We start from the raw sequence: 20,368 nt of genomic DNA, 5'->3' as shown, positions 1-20,368 counted from the left end.
TAAAGCAATCTTCATAAAAAGCAAATGTTTACGAAGATCTATTTATTAAGATTGCAAAAAACGTACCGTTTTATCAAAGAGCAAACTTAACACCTACGTTCGCAGAATAAATTTTATCAGAAACTAATCCTTCCACTAAAATTTTAAAGGTGAGTAGATTGATTTCTACTCCCCCTAAAAGATAATTTACGCTGTCCTTAGCTTTTGCGTCCCCATGACTTCGAATGGCAAGATTTCCAGCCGAACTGGCAGTCTGTCCTTTTAAAAAATCTATGGGCAAGCCAGCGGCGGCGGCATCTAAAGTAAGTACCATCGGACCAGTCACACCTAAATGAATATTAGAATTTCCGGAATTTTGACTCATCCCCGCTCCTACAAAAATCGTAAGAAAATAAAACAAACGAACTCCAGTTCGAATATCAATCGGCAAAGACTGAGATCTAGATCTATAATCCAAAGCAAAGTCTGCATCCCAACGTCCTGTGGCGGGACCAAACGAAATTTTAGGTATCTGTGAAGGAGAATAACCCAAATTCATTTCTTCAGTCTTACGATGAAATCCGAGCCCCAAACTAAGACCGGTAAAACCAAAAAAATCCAAACGAGTATAACGTTCTCGAATCAATTGAAAACGAACAGTTGCCCCAAAAGAATTATAATTGCCCGAAAATTTATATTGATCCGATTGATCATTGAGCTCTTTCAAATCTCCTTGATCCAACTTTCCTTGAAAACCATGAGCAAAGATATTGATTCTATGAAGAAAAGATCTTCCTTCGTCACCTTTTTCATCCTTATCTTTCTGATCGGCGGGGCCGCTTCCAGTCAACCAACCTAAATTGACTCCAGCCATCAACGTAGGAGCAAGAGAAGCGCCTCCATTCGGTAGATTCGGAAGAGTAATTCCACCATATTGAATCTGTATGTCGTCATTTTTAACTCCCGCCGCGGAAAGTCCTGCTCCAACTTGAAATCGGTTGATCGATCCGTTACCCATCATGGAAGAATTGATCGTTGTCAACAAGGCTGCATCTTCCATAGAGTCGACTACTTCGTTTAAATACTTTGTACGAATCTCGTATTCCAGTCCGTTAAACTGAGAAGAAATATTACTCGGAATGATCGCACAAGCTGCACCGCTACATTCGATTTGTGCAATCAGCGAATTGGCCGGGGTCAAAAATCCAATGAAAGAAAAAACTAAAATAGGAAAAAACTTTCCTATCACTAAACTGCGGCAGGTATTCATCATTACCCCGTTTCATTTGACGGGAACCCTTAGAAATTTATTTCAGAGTCCTAGGCTTCTGCCTATGATCTCTTTCATAATTTCAGTAGTTCCCGCGTAGATTGTCTGAATTCGCGCATCCAGGTACGCTCTCGCAATTGGATACTCCATCATATAACCATAACCACCAAAGAACTGCAAACATTCATCCGTATGACGTTTTTGCATTTCAGTAGAATACCATTTTGCCATAGAGGCTTCTGCGGTATTTGATCTTCCAGCTATAGTTTCCAGAGTAATCTTATCGACGAAAGTACGGCACATCTCCAGTTCCGTTGCCATTTCAGCCATTTTAAATTTAATGTTCTGAAAGGTTCCGATTTTCTTTCCGAAGGCCTGTCTTTCTTTAATATATTGAAGGGTAATTCTTTGTACAAGTGCTGTCGCTTCTACGGCTGCGATGGAAAGAACCAATCGTTCCGTAGCCAACTTTTGCATGAGATAACGAAAACCTTGTCCTTGTTTTCCAATCAAGTTTTCCTTAGGAACAATCACGTCATTGTAATACAGTTCCGAAGTATCCTGAGCTTTCAGACCAATTTTTTCTAATCTTCTTCCTCTTTCAAAACCTTTCATTCCTTCTTCTACCATCAAAAGGGACATCGTGCCGTTATCATGTTTAACAGCCGTAATGATTAAATTTGCCAATTGTCCGTTGGAAATGAAGGTTTTTTGTCCATTTACTACGTAATGATCGCTTTTTTCAATAGCGGAAGTTCTAATACTTTTTAAATCGGAACCTGCTCCGGGTTCGGTCATAGCAACGGCAAGGATACTGTCTCCGGTTGTACAACCAGGCAACCAACGTTTTTTTTGTTCTTCGTTTGCATAAGTCGTAACATAAGGTGCAATTACATCGTTATGAAGAGATATAAAAAAACCGCTATTTCCTACTCTTGAAGATTCCTCAATTACGATTACATTATATAAAAAATCCGCACCGGACCCGCCGTATTCCACAGGAACATCTGGACATAAAAGACCGCTTGCTCCTGCTTTTTTCCAAATTTCTTTGGGGACAACTCCTACTTTTTCCCAGGATTCGTGATTCGGTGCAACTTCCGTTTCGAAAAACTTTCTAGCCATTGTACGGAAAGACTCATGTTCTTCCGTAAATTGAAGAATTCTATCCATTCATTTCTCCCAAACGTCTACGCGTAGACTGTGTTCATTCTCATGTAAACGCCTGGATTCTTCTTCACATAGTCGATCAAATCATTTTGCCGAATGGAGTATAATTCAGTATCCGTTTCCGCTCTAAACGTATAATTCGATACAAAGTTCTTAGAGATATTATAAATCTCTCCAACGAAGTCTCCGTCCGTCAGTTCGGCTAATAAATTACCGTTCTGATAGACATTTACTTTTCCACTGCGGATAATGTAGGCATCTCCGTAAAATTCTTTTTCTCTTACAAGGATTGAACCTTCGTTCACTTTATGCAGAGTCATGATCAATTCTAACTGAGTAATCTGATGACTGGTCAATCCCCGGAAATGTCTGGATTCGGCCAATGCCTTCCAAGAATTAGAATCTCTAATTTCGTTTAACCTTGTTAGGTTATTTTTTAAATCTGAATTACGTATGAACTGTAAAAATTTATTTTTTTCGATCGTAAGTGCCAACACGTCAGTTTCCGCATAAACATCGGCTGCACGTGGTAAGTCCAACACAAGAGACGCTTCTCCAAAATACTCATACGTTCCATATCGTTTGATCGGCCCTTGACCAGTTTCATCCTGATTGAGTCCTTCAAATTTGACATTTCCAGATGCAATGATATAAAATTTATCACCTGGAGTTCCCTTACGGATAATTTGATCTCCTCGTTTATATCTTTCTTCGTTTACTATGAGTAAAAACTCTTTAGCTTTTTCGATCGGGAATCCGTGAAATATATCAATTTGAGTCAATACGTCCAAAAGGTTGTAAGCTTCGATATGTTTCGGCGGTGTGATCTCAGGATAAAGAGTGTTTTCGATCCCAAACTTCGCAAGTTTCAACTTAGTTCCCGGTGGCATATCTTTTCTTGCGATATGGTACACTGTAATTTTTTCCTGAACTTCTTCGGGAAGAGAAGCTAGATAACTGATACGAGTATGAAGAGGAGGAATTCCAGCTTCATGATAGATGATCCTTCTTTCCCAGGGAAACTCTTTGAAAAATTTCCATCTAGATTCAGGAAGGATTCCCTGTGCATACATTTTATCGTGAATCTCAGGTTCGTTTAAATGATCCGAGGTATAAATAAAAGACTGGTCTTGAAAGAAAAACTCAAAACCTACGGAAGGAATAGAATGAAGTGCATAATGAAAATTGAATTCTCCTCCGTTGATCATAGTTGCTTTTCCGATAATGATCGGTTGGAAGTGAAATAGTTCCTGTAATTCCTTTTTAGGAATTTTAGTCAGAGCGGAATACTTTCTAAGAAAACTATCCATCACGGTTTCAGTTGCGTGAATTGTAATCTTGTTTTCTTCTAAGATTTTTTGAAACGTACCTGCGTCATGGTCAGCGTGACAATGAGTTAAAATAACGTGGTTGATGAGTTTAGGATTTACATTCGACTGACGCAACCACTCCGTTGAATTTACGGGAGGATCCACCATAATTCCTTGGTGATTTAACCATATAATAAAACCAGAAGTGTTATCCTCCGGATCAAATCCGTGAGAAGGTCCAAGACAAGTGATTGCAAGAAGCGGAGCTTGAAACGGTTCAGTTGGCCTTTCTCCAATATCGTATTTGATATTGAATCCTACTTCTCCGGGAACCTCAATTTTTCTTTCCCCGTCCTGGATAAGAAAGTCTCCGTTTTGTAATTTACCAATAATTACATTTCCGTAATGTACTTTATTTTCTGCATCGAATACTTTAAAATCGACTACATCGTCTAACCCCTTGTATCCACGAAAATAAGCCATTTCCGCTTTCATATCCGGAAATCCGAATGATTGTTCTCCGTTGAGATACTCACTTTTGAGGCTGATATTATCAGGCCCCATAAGAGACTCTTTGAGTACAGTAATCAACTGAGTTCTTTGTTCTTCCGTACAAACGATAAATGTTTTTTTCTGTCTTAAAAAGAAGTTATAGTAGATCGGAAATTCTAGTTCTGCAGTACTGATTCCCTTTTCCACATGAAAGAATTTATTGGGTAAGATAAATACCAAAGGGGACTTTTTTTCAAGCCCCATCGTATCCTTAATCGTTTCTGGTGGAGAGCCAATTTGAAGGTATCCCTCGGAAGTATCAATGAGATACCCTCCTCTAGGCAATTCCGTATAACCTTTGTATGTTTCTTTCAGCATAATAATAAAGAAGTAAAAAAATTATTTATGTCTTTCTATAAAATTCTTAATTTGAGCTTTTGGAAGCGCTCCAATTACTTTATCGACAAGTTGTCCGTCTTTGTAAAGCAACAATGTAGGAATGGAAGAAATTCCCAAACTTTGGGCTGTATCTTGATTATCATCTACATTCAATTTTTTGATTTTTACCAATCCATCCAACTCACCGGAAAGTTCTTCCAGAACCGGAGCTACCATTCTACAAGGGCCACACCACTCCGCCCAACAATCGATGAGAACCAATCCCCCGGACGTTTCACTTTTAAAATTTGTATCGTTGACTTCTGCCAATGCCATCTTTGATTCCTTCTCCTTTTTTCCTACAATACAGACCAGACTCACAGGGTCTATTTTTTCTTTTTCTTTTTGTCCTTATCCGCTTCTATGGATTCGACTTTATCTTGGAGAGATTCGATCAAAGTTTTTGTCTTCTCTAAGTCTTCCGTTTCGCCTGTAGTTTGTAAAATTTTACGGTTTACTTCTAACATTGCGATGGACTTTTTCAAATCTCCTGCGTCTTGGGTAGAAAGATCAAATTTAGCTCGGTATTCCTGTGCAGCGTAGTTACATAATTCTAGAATCAAATTAAAATGTTCCTGCCGAATATAGTAGTGAGGATTTTCTAAATCTCTTTCTTTTTCAAATGCGCGGAAATCAAAAACGTTTTTACATAGTACTGCAATTTTAAAATGAATTTCTGGAAAACTCCATTTCCACTTACTATTCGTTCCAAAAGCGTCTATCGTTTTGTTCGTTACTTGACGAATTGCTTTGATAAAATTTAATCTTTGAACAGGTAAAAATTCTGGAATTTTTGCTAGTAAATCTTTATTTTCCGCTAAACTTCCTTCGAAATCGGCGCCTACTACTTTTTCCATTCCGGAAATCGCATTGTAAATTTCTTTCCTTCCTGTATTTAAATACGTATCACTTTTGATGTCTAAGATCGCAACACTTAGGTCATTGACCAAAAGACAGGTATTGATCATTTTGATCGCGTTTACAGATAGAGCGATTTGATAGTAAGGCTCTAATCTAGGGTCTTTTCTCAATTGAGACTTAAATAGATTACTTTCTTTTTTGAGATCATCTAAATAGACTTTGAAGTCCGTTAGTTTCTCCGCAAATTCTTGTTTTTGTTCTTTGTTGAGTGCCATCTTTTCCCAACTGGTATATACTTAAAATATCGGTTTTTTTCAAAATGAAAAAGGACAAGAACCGATCCAAATTATCTCATTTTTGAAAAAATTTCTTTCTCCCAAACAATCAAATCCGAATGTTTTTAAACACGTTTTACGACTTAAAACCTAAGATTTCAATTTCACTATTGGATTATAAATTTTAAAAATCAACCCGTTCAGTTCAGACACAAAATCCAAACATTCTATTCATTACTTAGGATCACGGCCCACGAAAAATTAGTGCGAGTTCCCACACTAAAACTTAAAGACATCTTTTAGAGAAAAATTTCAAAATAAGAAGTTTAACAATTATTTCCCGGAAATCCAAAAATGTGGGAATTCACACAAGTAAAACTCTACAAGTTATAGTTTATATTAAAGACAGAACCTAAAACTTTGAACTCGATTTAACTACTTACTATTTGACAGATAAAAGCGAAGTAAAAGTCTAACAAAGAGACGCACCATTTTAAGTCGATTGATTGGAGTCTGGCCGATTTAAATTCATTTTATAGAACCATTGTTCGTTTTCTATAAATGACTCCAGTTTTTGCACCTAACAATTGTTGAGGTATTTGAATATGTTTGCACACTTAGCAGTCTTCGGATCACTTGGATGGACTGAAATTCTACTCATTTTATTCATCGCTCTTTTACTTTTCGGAGGAAAGAGACTGCCTTCTTTGGCAAAAGATTTAGGAGATGGAATCAGATCGTTTCGTAAATCCCTAACAGGTGAATCAGATGATTCTTCCCAACAAATCAGCCAAGAACAAGAGAGGTCGGTTCAGAAAGAAGAAACAAAAGTTCCTAAATCTAAAAAGTCGAAATCCTCTTGACGAAACCCATTCACGGAATGGCTAAAAAGAAAAAATCAAAAAACCTTCCCTCTCTGGAAGAATCCGTACCAAGAGACAGGGAAAAATATATGACCTTGGGAGATCATTTGGAAGAACTCCGGATGGTTCTTATCAAGTCTTTAGTTGTAGTAGCGATCATCATGGGAATTTCTTTATGTTTTGGAGAAGAGATTCACAAAATTCTCGCACAACCCTATAAAAATGTCTTAGGTCCGCAAGCTACATTCTATCAGATCAATCTGATGGCCCCATTTATGATCTACTTGAAGAGTTCATTTATGATCTCTATTTTATTGGGTCTTCCGTTTGTTCTTTTTTTTCTTTGGGGTTTTATTTCTCCCGCGCTCGATTCCAAAGCAAATCGGTATGGTAAATTCCTAATCCTTTTTAGCACACTTCTGTTTTGGTTCGGGGTTTGGCTCTGTTGGAAAGAAGCTTTCGAAAATCTTTTAAGAATTTTTCTAATCGACTTCCGACCTCTCGATATAGAAGCCAGACTTCCAATCGATGAATATTACGAAATTTTTTTCAACATCCATCTGATTTTCGGTTTATCTTTTCAGCTTCCGATTGTACTCATTCTTCTTGGCAGTTTAGGAATCATTCGTTCGTCCTTCCTTCTTTCAAAATGGAGAGAAGCGATTATAATTCTTGCAATTACCGCCGCCGTTCTTTCTCCGGGACCAGACTTGATTTCGATGTTATTCTTATTTGTCCCTTTGACGGTTTTGTTTATAGTGTCTATCGTTCTCATGAAAATAATAGAGAGAGAATAGCTTGGTAACAAAAATTCCTTCTAAACTAAAATTATCGATCGCGGTTTTCGTTCTGAGTTTTTTATTCTTTCTGATTTATACGATTACAGACGATATCATTCTTAAGTCTCCTTTAGGACAACAAAAGGTTATTTCACTTTCCCTTCGTCTTGCACTTTCAATTTCATTTTCAACTCTTATCGCTTCCTTAGTATTCTATTTTATAAAATTAATTTATTCTTCGATGCGTTCTTTGGTAACTCTTGCTCAAGACTGGGGAAACGAAGTCTACGAAGAAACTCCTGCAGAAGAAAGGAACGATGAAATCGGAGAATTAGTTCGTGCTTTTCGTTTGAAATTTTTTCAACAAAAAGAATCGAAGGAAAATCCTTCCAGTGAAACGTTAGGCGAAGTAACTAAAGAAATCGCGGATTCAATTCAAAGAGCCTTTTACAGAATCCAATTACCTAAAATTTTAAATTTGGACGTTTCACTTTTTCCCAGAATGAGCGGAAACTCTAACTGTGATTATACGAGCGTAGTTCCAAGTGCAGACGGTTGTGTTGGTATTTTGGCAGGATTTTCGAGTCCTGGAATTTTAGAATCTGCATTTAAAGCAAGGTTAGAAGGAATTTTTTCCTTAGCCAACGAAACGAATGAAATTCCGGGAGAAGAATTAGTTTTTAAGATCGGTAAAATTCTTTCCAAAATGCCCATTCCATTTTTAAATCTTTCACTTTTTTATCTTAAAACTAAAACCGGAGAACTGGGATATATTCACTTTCAAGAACTCCCCGCATTCATTTACAAAAATAATGAATTCATTCCTTTGGAAAAAAATGAAACGCGTTATTTCGATTACAAAACAGCCGACTTGGAAATCCATAAAACAGTTTTAAAAACGGACGAATACTGGGTTTTAATTTCGGACCGAATCTATTCTGCGATCGGGGTTTCCGCATCTGAATTCACAAAACAATTTCAAAACGTCTTAGCAGGTAAAAATTTTCAAAATTCCAGAGATCTGATTTTAGACTTTGGTAGAACCTTAGAAAAAAAATACGGAAAAAAAGTTTTAGAAACATCCGCGTTACTTGCAATTACAATTAATAGATTAATAGAACCATTTCCTATAAATGAATAGTTCAATCGTTTTTTTAAATTTTTAATCATAACGTATTTTCACAAATCATGTTTTTTATCTTTTTACTTTTGCGTAACCATTCAAACTCTGTATGAATTGACAAAGAAATTCTCATAAAAAATCTAATTCTGTATGAATCCATTTTACTCAATGCCGGAAGCAAATACCCAAGAATTTGCAGAATATTTTCAAGAACAGGATCATTTTTCTCATAAAATCGGTTATAAAATTCTTTCTGTTAGTCCAGGAAAAAGTGAATATGAAATTTCAGTCGATGATACTTTTTTCAATCCGGTAAAGATCGTTCATGGAGGCGCTCTTTTTTCGGCGATGGATAGTTCCGCCGGAGCCGCTATGGCCGCTTGGATCCGATCTTCCGGTTTAAAATATAAATTTATGGCAACCGCATCCGCAGAAATCAAATATCGTAAAAGTGTTACAAAAGGAAAAATTAGAATTCAAAGCGAAATTACCAATCAAAAACGTTCAATCGTCAAGTTACACTCTCAGGCTTTCGACGAAGAAGAAAATTTAGTAGCGGAATTATTTTCCACCTGGGTAGTTAAATTAGAAAATTAAAAAATTCTAAATTATTTATCAATAATTCAAAAATAGTTTAGAATTTTTTAAAAAATCTTGATTAAGCTACAAAAAATTCCGCACGACTGATATTTGCAAGTTCAACCGCACTGGTCAGATTTTTAGAAGGAAAATAAACGATTTGTTCTCCTACCATTTTACGATTCCGATCCAATTCCACACGAGAACCGTCTTTGAGATGTAATACAATATCGATACCACGGTAATTAATATATCTCTCCAACTGACTCTTAAACCTTGCAGCTTGTTCTTGCATGAAAACACCCTTAAAAATTGTTGAATGAATGTTCCAAATATCCGAACGAAAGTACAAGCTTTTTTTCTAAATAAATAGATTTTTTTTATTCGGAAGTCACCCGAATTGTTTCCTGCAAAGCCCAACTAACCCCATTATTTGTGGAAACATAACGTCTCAAACCGGACCCTTTTTTATTGATAAACACATGCAACTTTTCTGTTCCAGAATTTGTTCCAAAAACGCCTAACGCAGACATATAACTTGGTGCCCGGTCTTCCGTAAATTCCAGAGCAGGTAAATCCAAACCGGTTAGATCAATCTTTTCCCAAGAACTTCCAATATTGATACTTCGATACAAATAAGCGGACGGAGCCGTCAAGGAATTAGGAGTTGCAATAAATGATAAAAATGTAGAAGCTCCAACATTAAAAGAACGGACCGGATTGATTACATCTGTAGCTAAAATACCCGAAGCCGCAACAGTTGACTGATTAGAACTTCCAGGAGAAGTAAGTGGACCACCTAACGAAGTTAAATCCCCCGCGGTGGTAGTGATTCGGGCCAGATCGTTCGTATGTTCAATGTAATGCGACTGAGTAAAATCGGATTGTATATCGAAATGATCGCTTCCAGAAAACGTATCAAAAGGAGCAGTTTTGTAATTTGCAACCAAACCTACTGGCAATACTCCAAATGCGTTAGCCGTTCCATCAGTAGCATAAAACGAAAAACTGGGACTAGTCAGAGAATCCACACACCAACCTACGGCATTATTTCTGATTACGTAATTACATTTTGTATTGATCGGACCCGCAATTGTAACCCGATTGGTAAAATCGTTATCTACGTTATAACAAGTAGTTGTACCTCCGGAAGGAGGTTCTTCACAAAATACCACCTTCTCCGTTGCACCTACGTTATACGTTCCAAAGCCTACAATTTTTTCTCCTGAAATCGAAGTAGATACTTTTGTAAATGTCATTTTAGATCCAGACCTTGGAAGTACAGAACCAGTCCAATAATAATATTCGTAAGTAGAAACACCTGAAGAATCTACGGTTTTGACTTCAAAAAGAATCGAGTAATTGTTAGAGTTCATCGGATTGAATCCAAATCCGATCATACTCGTAACTTGTTCTCCTACCATCGGGACATTTGTAGGAATCATATCGGTCCCATCCGCATTTGCAATGATCAGATCGATTCTATTTCTAGGATCGTTCGAACTACCGAAATTCCTACGAATATAAGAAATATATGTATCCGTACCTGCATATCGAAAGGCGGAATATTTATTTAACATAAAATTTGTATAACCGTTGAAAGCAGAAGCTAAAATTCTAAGCAAGCCGAAAGTTCCTTGGGGATCCCAAAAACTTTCTTCAAACTTATAACAATTTAAAGATGATAAGAATATTAGAATAAAATAATATTTTTTCATAATCAATTCCTTAAAAGAACCAGTTGTATCGAATTTCTGCTTTCAAACCGAAAACCCTAGATTCCGAATTTAAGAAATTGGTTTCTCTTATAGGATCCAATTGAATTCCTTTTCTAAGAATTGAACCCTGTGGTGTAATCGCAATTTCTTCTTTTTCCCAATCAATACCTGTAAAATAAGAATGAGTCAATTGAATCAAATAAACTAGAACGGTTCCCATCGCCAAATTTTGATAGTCGTCTATAGATTTTTTATATTCGGAACGTTTTTCATGTACGATCATTTCTCTGATCAAGGCGTAGTCGCTGACTTGTCCAATACGCGCCGAATTTTCATACTCGGTTTTTTTTTCTCCAATTCGATCAGATGCGATCAAAGTTAAGATCACCCCTGACCAAAAAAACGAGGCATATACAATTCCGATTTTTTTTCGATTCGCTTTATAATGTCCCCAACCTGGAAATACCGCAGACCTCCAAACCAAATTCCAACGAGTTCTATTTCCGGTAGCTTTTGTTTCTACCGGAACCTCATCCTCAATCTTCCTTTTATCTTCCGCCGGTTTTGCTTCTTGGATTTTAATTTCCTCTTCTTTACGAATTCGTTTTGCTTCCTCTTCGTTTACATCTTTATAAATTACTTTGAGAACCCCTTTTTTTGACAAGATCTGAACGTTTCCATCTTTTGTTCGAATGATTATGTTCTTTTCATTCTGACTAGTCACGTTTGCTCTAATCGAGGTTCCATTTTTCAAAAGAATTATCTGTTGGCTTAAAAGAGGAAACGAAAGTAAAAATAAAAAGATTGAAATCCATTTCGTTTGATTCTGTAAAAGAAAGTTCATTAAAATTTAAAAAAGAATTTTTAAGATTTTCGTATTAAGACGAGTATAAATTCTTTACAGAGAACGTTAATTTAACCGAATCACTTTCAGCAATATTTTTTTTAGACTCAATTGATTTAGAAACATGAATAAACATTTACACTTTCAAAAATATTCCATTATGGATTTTTAGAAATTTACTAAGCAGATAATTTTATAACTACTTAAAGTTATAATAGAGTTGCTAAAAAACAATATCAACAAAACTGCTTCAATCGACCTTTTTCATCAAAGAGAAACTAATTTAATTTTTCAACAACTCTAATAAAATACCCAATATTTTACATTAAAACAGTGTTTTGCGATAAAAATTAACAGTACTCACATTTTATATTAGAGTTATTGAAGAATCCTATAGTTCAAGCTGCTTCAATCGACCGTTTCCATCAAAGAGAAACTGATGAAGAATTAATTTTCCAAAAACTCTATTGTATTGGCAAAACTCATAAAATAAAAACTCAAAAAACGTTTTAAAAATGCCAAGATAGGAATCCTTTACTCATTTTTTTTGCATAAAGATCCTTGAGTAACACTAAATAAAATTCATTCCTTATTATATTAAAAATCCATGTTTTAGATAAAATTCATTTAATAATTCCTCTAATTTTTCAGGTTGATCATGATGCATATTGTGTCCCGCATTTTCCATTTCAATATATTCTAAAAATCTAAAATGCGAAAGAATTTCTTCCCGATTTTCCGGAACCAAATGGGTTTCCTTTCCATATATGATCAAAGTAGGAGAAGAAATACACTCCCATAGATGACGAGTTAAATAAGGAGAGAAAACAAATGGAAATCCCCTTTTATAGAGCGGATCATTTTTCCACTGAAATCCAGTGTCCGTTTTTTTAGAAAGATAGGTTGCCAAATCCAGAACTTTTTTAGAATCCAATCTTGGATAAACAGGTTTCAAACGATGAGCCAATTCATCCAGGTTCGAAAAAGTTTTATTTTTTCTTTCTTTAACTCCTACTTCATTGTTCTCTAAAGTATCCAGCCAAGCTTTCAGACGTTTTTTTTCTAACTCCGGATTTTGGATCGACATAAAACCTTCTAAACATACCAGACTTAAAATTTTTTCTGGATAAATTCCAGCAAATCTGGCTCCAATTCCTCCCCCCATAGAATGTCCTAAGATATGAAATTTATCAGGAAGAAACTTGGAAACAAAAGTTTTAACATCTACTAGGGTTTGAATGAAATGATAGTTTCCTTCTCGAATCCATTCTGAATCTCCATGACCTCTATAATCAAATCGATATATATTAAAATGTTTAGATAAAAACGGAAATTGATAAAGAAATGTATCCGATGCGTCTTGAAATCCGTGAAATAAAAGAATCGAATTTTCCTTTCCATTTTTATGAATTTTATACGAAAGATTATATCCCCCGGATTGAAAAAAACCACTTTCAATTTTACTCATATTATTTCCCTTTCAGAAGGCAGATGAACTTTGTTTGTTCTATACTACTAAAGAACCATATAACAGAGTACCCAATATTTTGCACTCAAATAGCTTTTTATGGCAAAAATTTCCGACACTCAACTTTATAAAGATCAGTAAGAACAGAATTGTAAATCTACATCTTATAAAATATAATATATTTCTAATATATTACCGTATCTTCTGTTTTTCAAGAAAAAGTCTATCCGTAAATTTTCTGTCATTAGTCCCTGAACAATTCTCGCCATTCTTTCGGAAGACTTGGAATACAGAAAGTAGAAACTTTTTCGGGTAAAATCTCATCCCCTTCGTAAAGATTTAAGATCTGGTCTAAACTTTGCAGCAAATTCAATACAATCTGTTTTCCTTTTTCACTCAAATCATTGGAATTTAAAACGGTTTCCAACTTTTCTTTGGATTTTTCCGCCTGCATTCTAGACCCACGACCGTTTGGTTTTACATAAATCTTATGTAAAGAAACAGAAAGTTGAATGATTCCTTGAAGAAATATTTTTCTAATTCCAAAATCTTTCTTCCATTGAAACTCTAACACCTCGTGTGCTTCGAAATACTTTCCTTTTTGAAAAAGTTTTTCTGCATTAGAATAAGCAAAATCAATCGTTTCTTCTGGATCAGAAGCAGATTTGATACGTTCAAAAAGAACTACGATTTCAGGATCAAACTTCAAATTGTTTCCAATCCTGATATTGAATTTCGGTTTCAGGCGCTGCAAAAGAAAACGTTGCATCTTTTACGTATTCTTCTTTTCTCATTCCAAGTAAAACAACCCCCTTTCCCAATGAAGAACAAAGCAAGTGAAGCGCGATCGAGGACAAATTCCATTCTTTATATTTGGGATATAATTTTATAATTTTAGAATATAATGATTTTCTACTTTCTGTATTTTTTTGAAACACATATTGTTCCAAAACAGGAAGCGCTTCGTTCAAAGTTTCAATGTATTCGGTTTGAACTTTTACCCCGCCTACTTTTTCGATCTGTGCAATCAGTTGTTGTACAATAGGAATTGCTGTTTTTTCCAAAAATTGATTTAGATGATCTTGATTTTGAAACTGGTTTAAATAGGGCTCGGTTACGGTTCGAAATGTATATTTGTATGAGCCTTGAGGCAAAACGGTAAGTAACTCCTCCTCTTTTTTATAAATCGTATCTAATCTTTCTTTTAAAAGTTTAAGAACATCTTGGTTTTCTTTTTTTGGATTATAAGAAAGTCTATAAATGTTTCCTGAGTTTGATATTGCATTTAAGGGACGATTGATCAGAGGTAAAAGGTCGTTTTCATGAACGATAGAAACTAAACTTTTTCCTTCGAACTTAGAATCTAAAAATCCATTCTCTAAAAGATTCCCCGGAAATTGAACAACCGCAAAACCGGATTCCTTTAAGCCGAGCTCGTTTTGAATTTCCTTTGCGATTTTTAGAATTTTGATAAGCGAAGTGGCGGTATATTTTTCTGGATCTTCTGGAAACGTGTTGGATGAAATTCCGTAGTATAAAATTTTACCTTCTTTTCGTTTTTGTTCTAGAAATCGGAAAGAGTTTTTAATTCTTTCGTAATATTCTTTGACAGCCTTTTCTTTGGGAACGTTATGTTTCTCTCGGTCCATGAGAAAGTATTCCGGATTGTGTAAAAGAAAAACATCCACGACTTCAAGACCTAGTCTTTTGAGAGAATATTCAAGTTGATCTTCCAAGAAAAAAGGGTGAATGCAGTGGTAACATCCTTCCTGATAGTAAGTGATCTCCGGAAATTCTCGGTTTTGTTTTTCAAGTTTGGTTACGATCTCTAAATTTTTTCCTTGGATATATCCCGCCTTAGTGATTATAAAAACATTTTCTCTTTTGAGTTCTCCTTTGTGTATTTCCTCTTGAAGAACCTTTCCAATCAAACTTTCACTTTCTCCATTTCCATAATTGGAAGAAGTATCGATTACGTTAAACCCCATTGACAAGGAAAGTTTTATCGACTTTTCGTGTTCAGTAGATTCAAGTCCTACTCTATAACTTCCGAAGGCGATCTTAGACAATATCCTTCCTCGAAAAGAAAAATATGGATTTAAAAATTCACTCTTATCGGAATATTTTTTAAATAGGAAAGAATTTTCAGAATATTCTTTTGTTACCTTTGAATCGGAAGCACCTTTGAGTTTATTTTTTTGATAAAGTTTTTGGAAAGGATTCATGATTTTATCTTCCGAAAAAGTTTTGTTACGCGACGCACTAAATTTTTCTGTATTTGATGAAACATCTTTAGATCTCTAATTGATACTGGATCTTAATACCTTTCTAGTATCAATTTTTTCTCTTCAAAATAAAAATGCTTTTCGTCATAGCTCGTTTTTTTACTCTCATTTTAGAAAGTACGGGTTTGTTTTCATTTTAAACCCATCTTTTTTGTTCATTCAAATTTTTCGATGAATTCTTTCCACCAATCAAATAGGAGAAAATGGTATGGATTTTAAGGCTGGATACCTCCGGTCTTCCATCGGGAGAAAAACTCTCGTGGCAGCGACCGGACTCGTTTATTTCGGCTTTGTGGTTGTTCATATGTTGGGAAATCTTCAGATCTTCCTCGGACAAGAAAAAATCAACGCATATGGTCAATCACTGAGAGATATTGCCCCTCTTCTTTGGGTAGCCAGAATCATTTTGATTGTTAGCTTTATCATTCACGTTTACTACGCGATAAAACTTACAATCGAAAATAGACAAGCTCGCCCAGTTCCCTACTCTAAAAAGAACACCGTGCAAGCGACACTCGCTTCTAGAACCATGGCTTTAACGGGACTTTTAATTTTTTCCTTTATCGTATATCACCTTTTACACTTCACTCTCGGAGTTACCAATCCGGATCATTTTGCAATGATTGATTCCAAAGGAAGACATGACATTTATACGATGGTAATTTTAGGTTTTCAAAATCCGATCGTAGCGGGTTCGTACATCTTTGCAATGTTATTACTTGCTACACACATCAGTCACGGAGTGGCAAGCGTGTTCCAAACATTGGGACTAAACACTCCATACTTAAACGGCAAAATCAAAGCAGGAGCGATTTTATTCGCGCTTTTGATTTTTATCGGTAATACTTCTATCCCACTTTCGATTTTACTGGGATACGTTCATCCGTAATTCTTTGGAGAAACTTTTATGAGTTTAGATTCTAAAATTCCAAACGGCCCGATTGATCAAAAATGGTCCAATCATAAGGCTAATATTAAGTTAGTCAATCCGGCCAACAAAAGAAAATTCAACATCATCGTAGTCGGTTCCGGTCTTGCAGGAGCTTCCGCTTCCGCGACCCTCGCCGAACTCGGTTACAACGTTAAAACTTTTTGTTTTCAAGACAGTCCTCGTCGTGCTCACAGTATCGCGGCACAAGGTGGAATCAACGCAGCTAAAAATTATCAAAACGACGGAGACTCCGTCTATCGTCTGTTCTACGATACTGTAAAAGGTGGAGACTTTCGTGCAAGAGAAGCTAATGTGCATCGTCTTGCGGAAGTTTCTGTAAACATTATCGATCAGTGTGTAGCACAAGGAGTTCCATTTGCAAGAGAATACGGTGGGCATCTTTCTAACCGTTCTTTCGGAGGCGCGCAAGTTTCCAGAACCTTCTACGCAAAAGGTCAAACAGGACAACAGCTTTTACTCGGAGCTTATTCCGCTCTTTCTCGTCAAATCGGCCTCGGCGCCGTAAAGATGTATCCTAGAACCGAGATGGTCGAACTAATCGTAATAGATGGTCATGCTAAAGGAATCGTGGTTCGAGATCTTGTGACTGGGAAACTTTCCACACATATGGCAGACGCGGTCGTTCTTGGAACTGGAGGTTACGGAAACGTATTCTTCCTTTCCACAAACGCAAAAGGTTGTAACGTAACCGCTACTTGGAAGGCTCACAAAAAAGGAGCATTCTTTGCTAATCCTTGTTATACGCAGATTCACCCGACTTGTATTCCTGTGTCCGGAGATCATCAATCTAAATTGACTCTGATGTCCGAATCTCTTCGTAACGATGGTAGAATTTGGGTTCCGAAAAAGAAAGGTGACACACGTAATCCTGCGGACATCCCTGAATCGGAAAGAGATTATTATCTGGAGAGAAAATACCCAAGTTACGGAAACCTTTCTCCACGCGATATTGCATCTCGGGCAGCCAAAGAAGCCTGCGACGCAGGACTCGGAGTTGGAGAATCCGGTCAAGGTGTGTATTTGGATTTTGCAGATTCGATCAAACGTCTCGGCGAACCGAAAATCCGCGATCGTTACGAAAATCTATTCCAGATGTATGAACAAATCACTGGAGAAAATCCATACAAACAACCGATGAGAATTTACCCTGCGGTTCACTACACGATGGGCGGACTTTGGGTGGATTATAATCTAATGAGCAACCTACCAGGACTTTTCGTAATCGGCGAAGCGAACTTCTCCGATCATGGTGCGAACCGTCTAGGAGCATCGGCTCTGATGCAGGGACTTGCTGATGGATATTTCATTCTTCCTTATACGATCGGTAATTATCTTGCTGGGGTTGGATTTAACTCTCATCCGAAAGAAGATCATCCAGAAGCGAAGAAAGCGTTAAATGACGCGGAAGAAACCACCAAAAAATTTCTTTCCATCAAAGGAAAAAGAACCGTAGATTCTTTCCATAGACAACTCGGTAAACTGATGTGGGACAAATGCGGAATGGCACGTAACGACAAAGGTTTAAAAGAAGCGTTAGCCGAAATACCTAAGATCCGAGAAGAATTCTGGCAAAACGTAAACGTTCCTGGAAGCGGAACTGAACTCAATCAATCTCTCGAAAAAGCTGGAAGAGTCGCGGACTTCTTAGAATTCGGAGAACTACTTTGCCTCGACGCTCTCACAAGAGAAGAATCCTGCGGCGGTCACTTCCGTGAAGAATACCAAGAAGAAGGAGAAGCAAAACGAAACGACGATAAGTTCTGTCATGCAACCGCTTGGGAATTCAACGGGATCGGTAAAAAACCAACCGAACACAGGGAAAAACTGGAATTCGAAAACGTTCATCTCGCTACAAGGAGTTATAAATAATGGATCTGAAACTCAAAGTCTGGAGACAAAAAAGCGGAGAAACTAAGGGAAAGATCGTAGACTACGAAGCAAAAGATGTTTCCCCGAACATGTCTTTCTTGGAAATGCTCGACGTAGTCAATGAAGAACTGATCAACAAAGGAGAAGACCCAATTGCGTTCGAACACGATTGTCGAGAAGGAATCTGCGGTTCCTGTAACCTGATGATCAACGGACAAGCGCATGGTCCCCATCAAGGAGTTACTTCTTGTCAGTTGCACATGCGTTCCTTTAAGGACGGAGATACCGTTTATGTGGAACCGTGGAGAGCAAAAGCTTTTCCAGTCATCAAGGATCTCGTCGTAGACAGAAGCGCGTTCGATAGAATCATCCAATCTGGAGGTTTTATTAGCATAAACACGGGTGGCGCTCCCGACGCAAATGCAAACCCAATTCCTAAAGTAGACGCAGATGTTGCCATGGACGCGGCTACCTGTATCGGTTGTGGTGCCTGTGTGGCTTCTTGTAAAAACGCAAGTGCGATGTTATTTGTTTCCGCGAAGATCACCCATCTCGGTCTTTTGCCTCAAGGAAAAGTGGAACAAAAAGAACGCGTAAAAAAAATGATCAACGCGATGGACAAAGAAGGTTTTGGAAATTGCACAAACCAATACGAGTGCGAAGCTGTTTGTCCTAAATCGATTAAGAGGGATTTTATCCGGACAATGAACCGGGATTACATTCTTTCTTAAATGTAACCAAAAAACTACCCAACTAACAACCTCTCGTCTTTTTAGAAAAAGGCGAGAGGTTCCAATTCGAAAGCTTATTTTCAAAATAAAACAAGCTAAAGTATAATATTTTAATATAAAAATTTTTAAATGTTTTTAGAGAGTAAGTTTAATTTTAAAACTATTTTCTTATGAATATTTATGAGCGTATTTTTACATCTTACTCCTATACAAAACAAAAACTCAATCTCGCTCCTACGGTCGCTCGATAGGTATCAAAACTTCTTCGATTCATTATGAAAATATTCGGAGAGGAGTTTTTTGTATGCCTGTCATTTCTGATTTTTGGATCACACACCAATGGTTGAGGGAAATTAAAAGATTTTCTAAAGGACCGGTCATCGGAGTTTATTTTAAGATTCCGGATTTAGAACCGGTCTGGTCCGGAAATTATAACTCTGAACTGATGTTTTCTACTGCAATCGAATCTGCTCAGCTTTTACTTTCTACAAAGAATAAATTAGGATTTCAAATTGTTCTTCCCAGAAAAGTAACTAAAAAAGAAATTCTAAAGATCAAAAGCCTTCCCCAGACAGTCGGTTGGCGTTATTTTCCAGAGGCACATTCTAAAGTTAGATGTCTTTGTCCAGCTTGTTTACCGAAAGGCTGGCCCTTTGCAAATAGACTAAAAGAAAATCGATACTATTCTTTGATTTCCAAATTCAATCAGTCTCAAAATGAAGAAGAAAAAATTTCAATTTTAGGTACGATAGACGATCTTCTTAGTTACGATTTTAGAATTGATGATTACGAACCTTTGGTTCGAGTTTTTCATTCTAGTTCTCAAAAAATCAAAGAACAAATTTTAAAAATTTTTCCAAGATTTCAATCCGAAAAACTTTTTAAATTCGTTTCCAATTTGTTACATTCTGAAAAAGAATCGGCAGAAGTCATTGTAGAAAATCTTTTAAAAATGAAAGGCAAAGAAGCAGTTCAGAATTTAAATGAATTGGAAAGTGATCCAAAAATCCAAAAACTGATCACCGATTATCCGAACTAAAATCGATCTTGAAAAGATGTTTTTTAAATTCACATTTAGATAAGTTTCTATAATTTAACTTGAATTGGGAGTTTTTAAAAGTAGTCGTTCCTACATTTTATTTTCAAAAACTAAAGTTCTTTGCTCTGGAAATGATTGTGTTTTTCAAATTTTCGCTACGAGGTCTTTTCGCCAAATAAATGAACTTTAAAATAAATCAATATAGCGATGCCTACAAATTTCTTATATAATTCGCAGGCATATATTTTTAATTATTTAGTCATAAAACTTTTATTCCCAATAATTAAGTTATTATAATTAAATAATACTTTTGCTACTGGATT

General features: G+C 36.4%; 18 protein-coding genes and 1 pseudogene. 8 read left to right on the top strand and 11 right to left on the bottom strand.

Annotated elements, in window-relative coordinates:
- Positions 1 to 73: 73 nt before the first annotated feature.
- Genes LEP1GSC059_RS18790 through LEP1GSC059_RS18770 form a run of 5 tightly spaced genes read right to left on the bottom strand, consistent with a single transcriptional unit; the run spans position 74 to position 5,795 of the window.
- Entirely contained in the window at positions 74 to 1,252 is a 1,179-nt protein-coding gene (locus LEP1GSC059_RS18790) for an Lsa36 family surface (lipo)protein (protein ID WP_155243475.1), read from the bottom strand.
- 39 nt (positions 1,253 to 1,291) lie between these two features.
- The gene (locus LEP1GSC059_RS18785; RefSeq protein WP_002177692.1) at positions 1,292 to 2,422 is read right to left on the bottom strand and encodes an acyl-CoA dehydrogenase family protein; all 1,131 of its coding nucleotides are present in this window, start codon (positions 2,420 to 2,422) and stop codon (positions 1,292 to 1,294) included.
- 17 nt (positions 2,423 to 2,439) lie between these two features.
- Positions 2,440 to 4,599: a cAMP/cGMP-dependent 3',5'-cyclic-AMP/GMP phosphodiesterase gene (locus LEP1GSC059_RS18780; protein ID WP_002177792.1), complete on the bottom strand. Its 2,160-nt coding sequence runs from the start codon at positions 4,597 to 4,599 to the stop codon at positions 2,440 to 2,442.
- A 21-nt stretch (positions 4,600 to 4,620) separates the two neighbouring features.
- A complete protein-coding gene (gene trxA / locus LEP1GSC059_RS18775; protein WP_001970524.1) occupies positions 4,621 to 4,935 on the bottom strand; it encodes a thioredoxin in 315 nt (104 codons plus the stop codon).
- 50 nt (positions 4,936 to 4,985) lie between these two features.
- Positions 4,986 to 5,795, bottom strand: a complete 810-nt coding sequence (locus tag LEP1GSC059_RS18770) for a hypothetical protein (RefSeq protein WP_002177737.1) — start codon at positions 5,793 to 5,795, stop codon at positions 4,986 to 4,988.
- A 605-nt stretch (positions 5,796 to 6,400) separates the two neighbouring features.
- On the opposite strand from LEP1GSC059_RS18770, the gene LEP1GSC059_RS18765 reads away from it, so the two are divergent.
- From LEP1GSC059_RS18765 to LEP1GSC059_RS18750, 4 genes are all read left to right on the top strand, one after another.
- Positions 6,401 to 6,658, top strand: a complete 258-nt coding sequence (locus tag LEP1GSC059_RS18765) for a Sec-independent protein translocase subunit TatA/TatB (protein ID WP_002177747.1) — start codon at positions 6,401 to 6,403, stop codon at positions 6,656 to 6,658.
- On the top strand, positions 6,655 to 7,455 hold the full coding sequence (tatC, locus tag LEP1GSC059_RS18760; protein ID WP_017214784.1) for a twin-arginine translocase subunit TatC: 801 nt from the start codon (positions 6,655 to 6,657) through the stop codon (positions 7,453 to 7,455). The genes LEP1GSC059_RS18765 and tatC overlap by 4 nt, the downstream gene beginning before the upstream one ends.
- A 1-nt stretch (position 7,456) precedes the next feature.
- Positions 7,457 to 8,578: an Arg-Lys translocation region protein phosphatase RktP gene (rktP, locus tag LEP1GSC059_RS18755; protein WP_017214783.1), complete on the top strand. Its 1,122-nt coding sequence runs from the start codon at positions 7,457 to 7,459 to the stop codon at positions 8,576 to 8,578.
- 150 nt (positions 8,579 to 8,728) lie between these two features.
- Positions 8,729 to 9,157, top strand: coding sequence for a PaaI family thioesterase (locus tag LEP1GSC059_RS18750; RefSeq protein ID WP_020981210.1), 429 nt, complete (start codon positions 8,729 to 8,731; stop codon positions 9,155 to 9,157).
- Positions 9,158 to 9,218: 61 nt separating this feature from the next.
- Here the strand turns inward: LEP1GSC059_RS18750 and LEP1GSC059_RS18745 are convergent, their stop codons facing one another.
- The 6 genes from LEP1GSC059_RS18745 to LEP1GSC059_RS18720 form a co-directional block, all read right to left on the bottom strand.
- Positions 9,219 to 9,434, bottom strand: a complete 216-nt coding sequence (locus tag LEP1GSC059_RS18745) for a hypothetical protein (RefSeq protein WP_002177752.1) — start codon at positions 9,432 to 9,434, stop codon at positions 9,219 to 9,221.
- Between the two features lie 85 nt (positions 9,435 to 9,519).
- Positions 9,520 to 10,857 (bottom strand): LIC11996 family lipoprotein, encoded by a 1,338-nt coding sequence (locus tag LEP1GSC059_RS18740; RefSeq protein ID WP_017214781.1) that lies wholly within the window; start codon positions 10,855 to 10,857, stop codon positions 9,520 to 9,522.
- Positions 10,858 to 10,867: 10 nt separating this feature from the next.
- A complete protein-coding gene (locus LEP1GSC059_RS18735) occupies positions 10,868 to 11,701 on the bottom strand; it encodes an LA_0442/LA_0875 N-terminal domain-containing protein (protein ID WP_020981252.1) in 834 nt (277 codons plus the stop codon).
- Between the two features lie 592 nt (positions 11,702 to 12,293).
- A complete protein-coding gene (locus LEP1GSC059_RS18730) occupies positions 12,294 to 13,169 on the bottom strand; it encodes an alpha/beta fold hydrolase (protein ID WP_020981281.1) in 876 nt (291 codons plus the stop codon).
- 244 nt (positions 13,170 to 13,413) lie between these two features.
- On the bottom strand, positions 13,414 to 13,878 hold the full coding sequence (locus LEP1GSC059_RS18725) for a DUF309 domain-containing protein (RefSeq protein WP_004429185.1): 465 nt from the start codon (positions 13,876 to 13,878) through the stop codon (positions 13,414 to 13,416).
- The gene (locus LEP1GSC059_RS18720; protein WP_017214780.1) at positions 13,868 to 15,394 is read right to left on the bottom strand and encodes an aldo/keto reductase; all 1,527 of its coding nucleotides are present in this window, start codon (positions 15,392 to 15,394) and stop codon (positions 13,868 to 13,870) included. Before LEP1GSC059_RS18720 ends, LEP1GSC059_RS18725 begins: the two co-directional genes overlap by 11 nt.
- A gap of 268 nt (positions 15,395 to 15,662) precedes the next feature.
- Between LEP1GSC059_RS18720 and LEP1GSC059_RS18715 the strand changes: the two genes are divergently transcribed.
- The 4 genes and pseudogenes from LEP1GSC059_RS18715 (at position 15,663) to LEP1GSC059_RS18700 (ending at position 20,045) form a co-directional block, all read left to right on the top strand.
- The gene (locus LEP1GSC059_RS18715; RefSeq protein WP_002177801.1) at positions 15,663 to 16,343 is read left to right on the top strand and encodes a succinate dehydrogenase cytochrome B subunit, b558 family; all 681 of its coding nucleotides are present in this window, start codon (positions 15,663 to 15,665) and stop codon (positions 16,341 to 16,343) included.
- A gap of 18 nt (positions 16,344 to 16,361) precedes the next feature.
- A complete protein-coding gene (locus LEP1GSC059_RS18710) occupies positions 16,362 to 18,275 on the top strand; it encodes a fumarate reductase/succinate dehydrogenase flavoprotein subunit (RefSeq protein ID WP_002177780.1) in 1,914 nt (637 codons plus the stop codon).
- Positions 18,275 to 19,006 (top strand): succinate dehydrogenase/fumarate reductase iron-sulfur subunit, encoded by a 732-nt coding sequence (locus tag LEP1GSC059_RS18705; RefSeq protein ID WP_020981188.1) that lies wholly within the window; start codon positions 18,275 to 18,277, stop codon positions 19,004 to 19,006. The genes LEP1GSC059_RS18710 and LEP1GSC059_RS18705 overlap by 1 nt, the downstream gene beginning before the upstream one ends.
- A 180-nt stretch (positions 19,007 to 19,186) precedes the next feature.
- Positions 19,187 to 20,045, top strand: a pseudogene (locus tag LEP1GSC059_RS18700) (hypothetical protein).
- Positions 20,046 to 20,368: the final 323 nt, after the last annotated feature.

The sequence above is a fragment of the Leptospira noguchii serovar Panama str. CZ214 genome (assembly GCF_000306255.2).
Lineage (GTDB): Bacteria > Spirochaetota > Leptospiria > Leptospirales > Leptospiraceae > Leptospira > Leptospira noguchii.
Note: the sequence above shows the minus strand (reverse complement) of the source record. Positions and strands in the feature narration are given on the sequence as shown.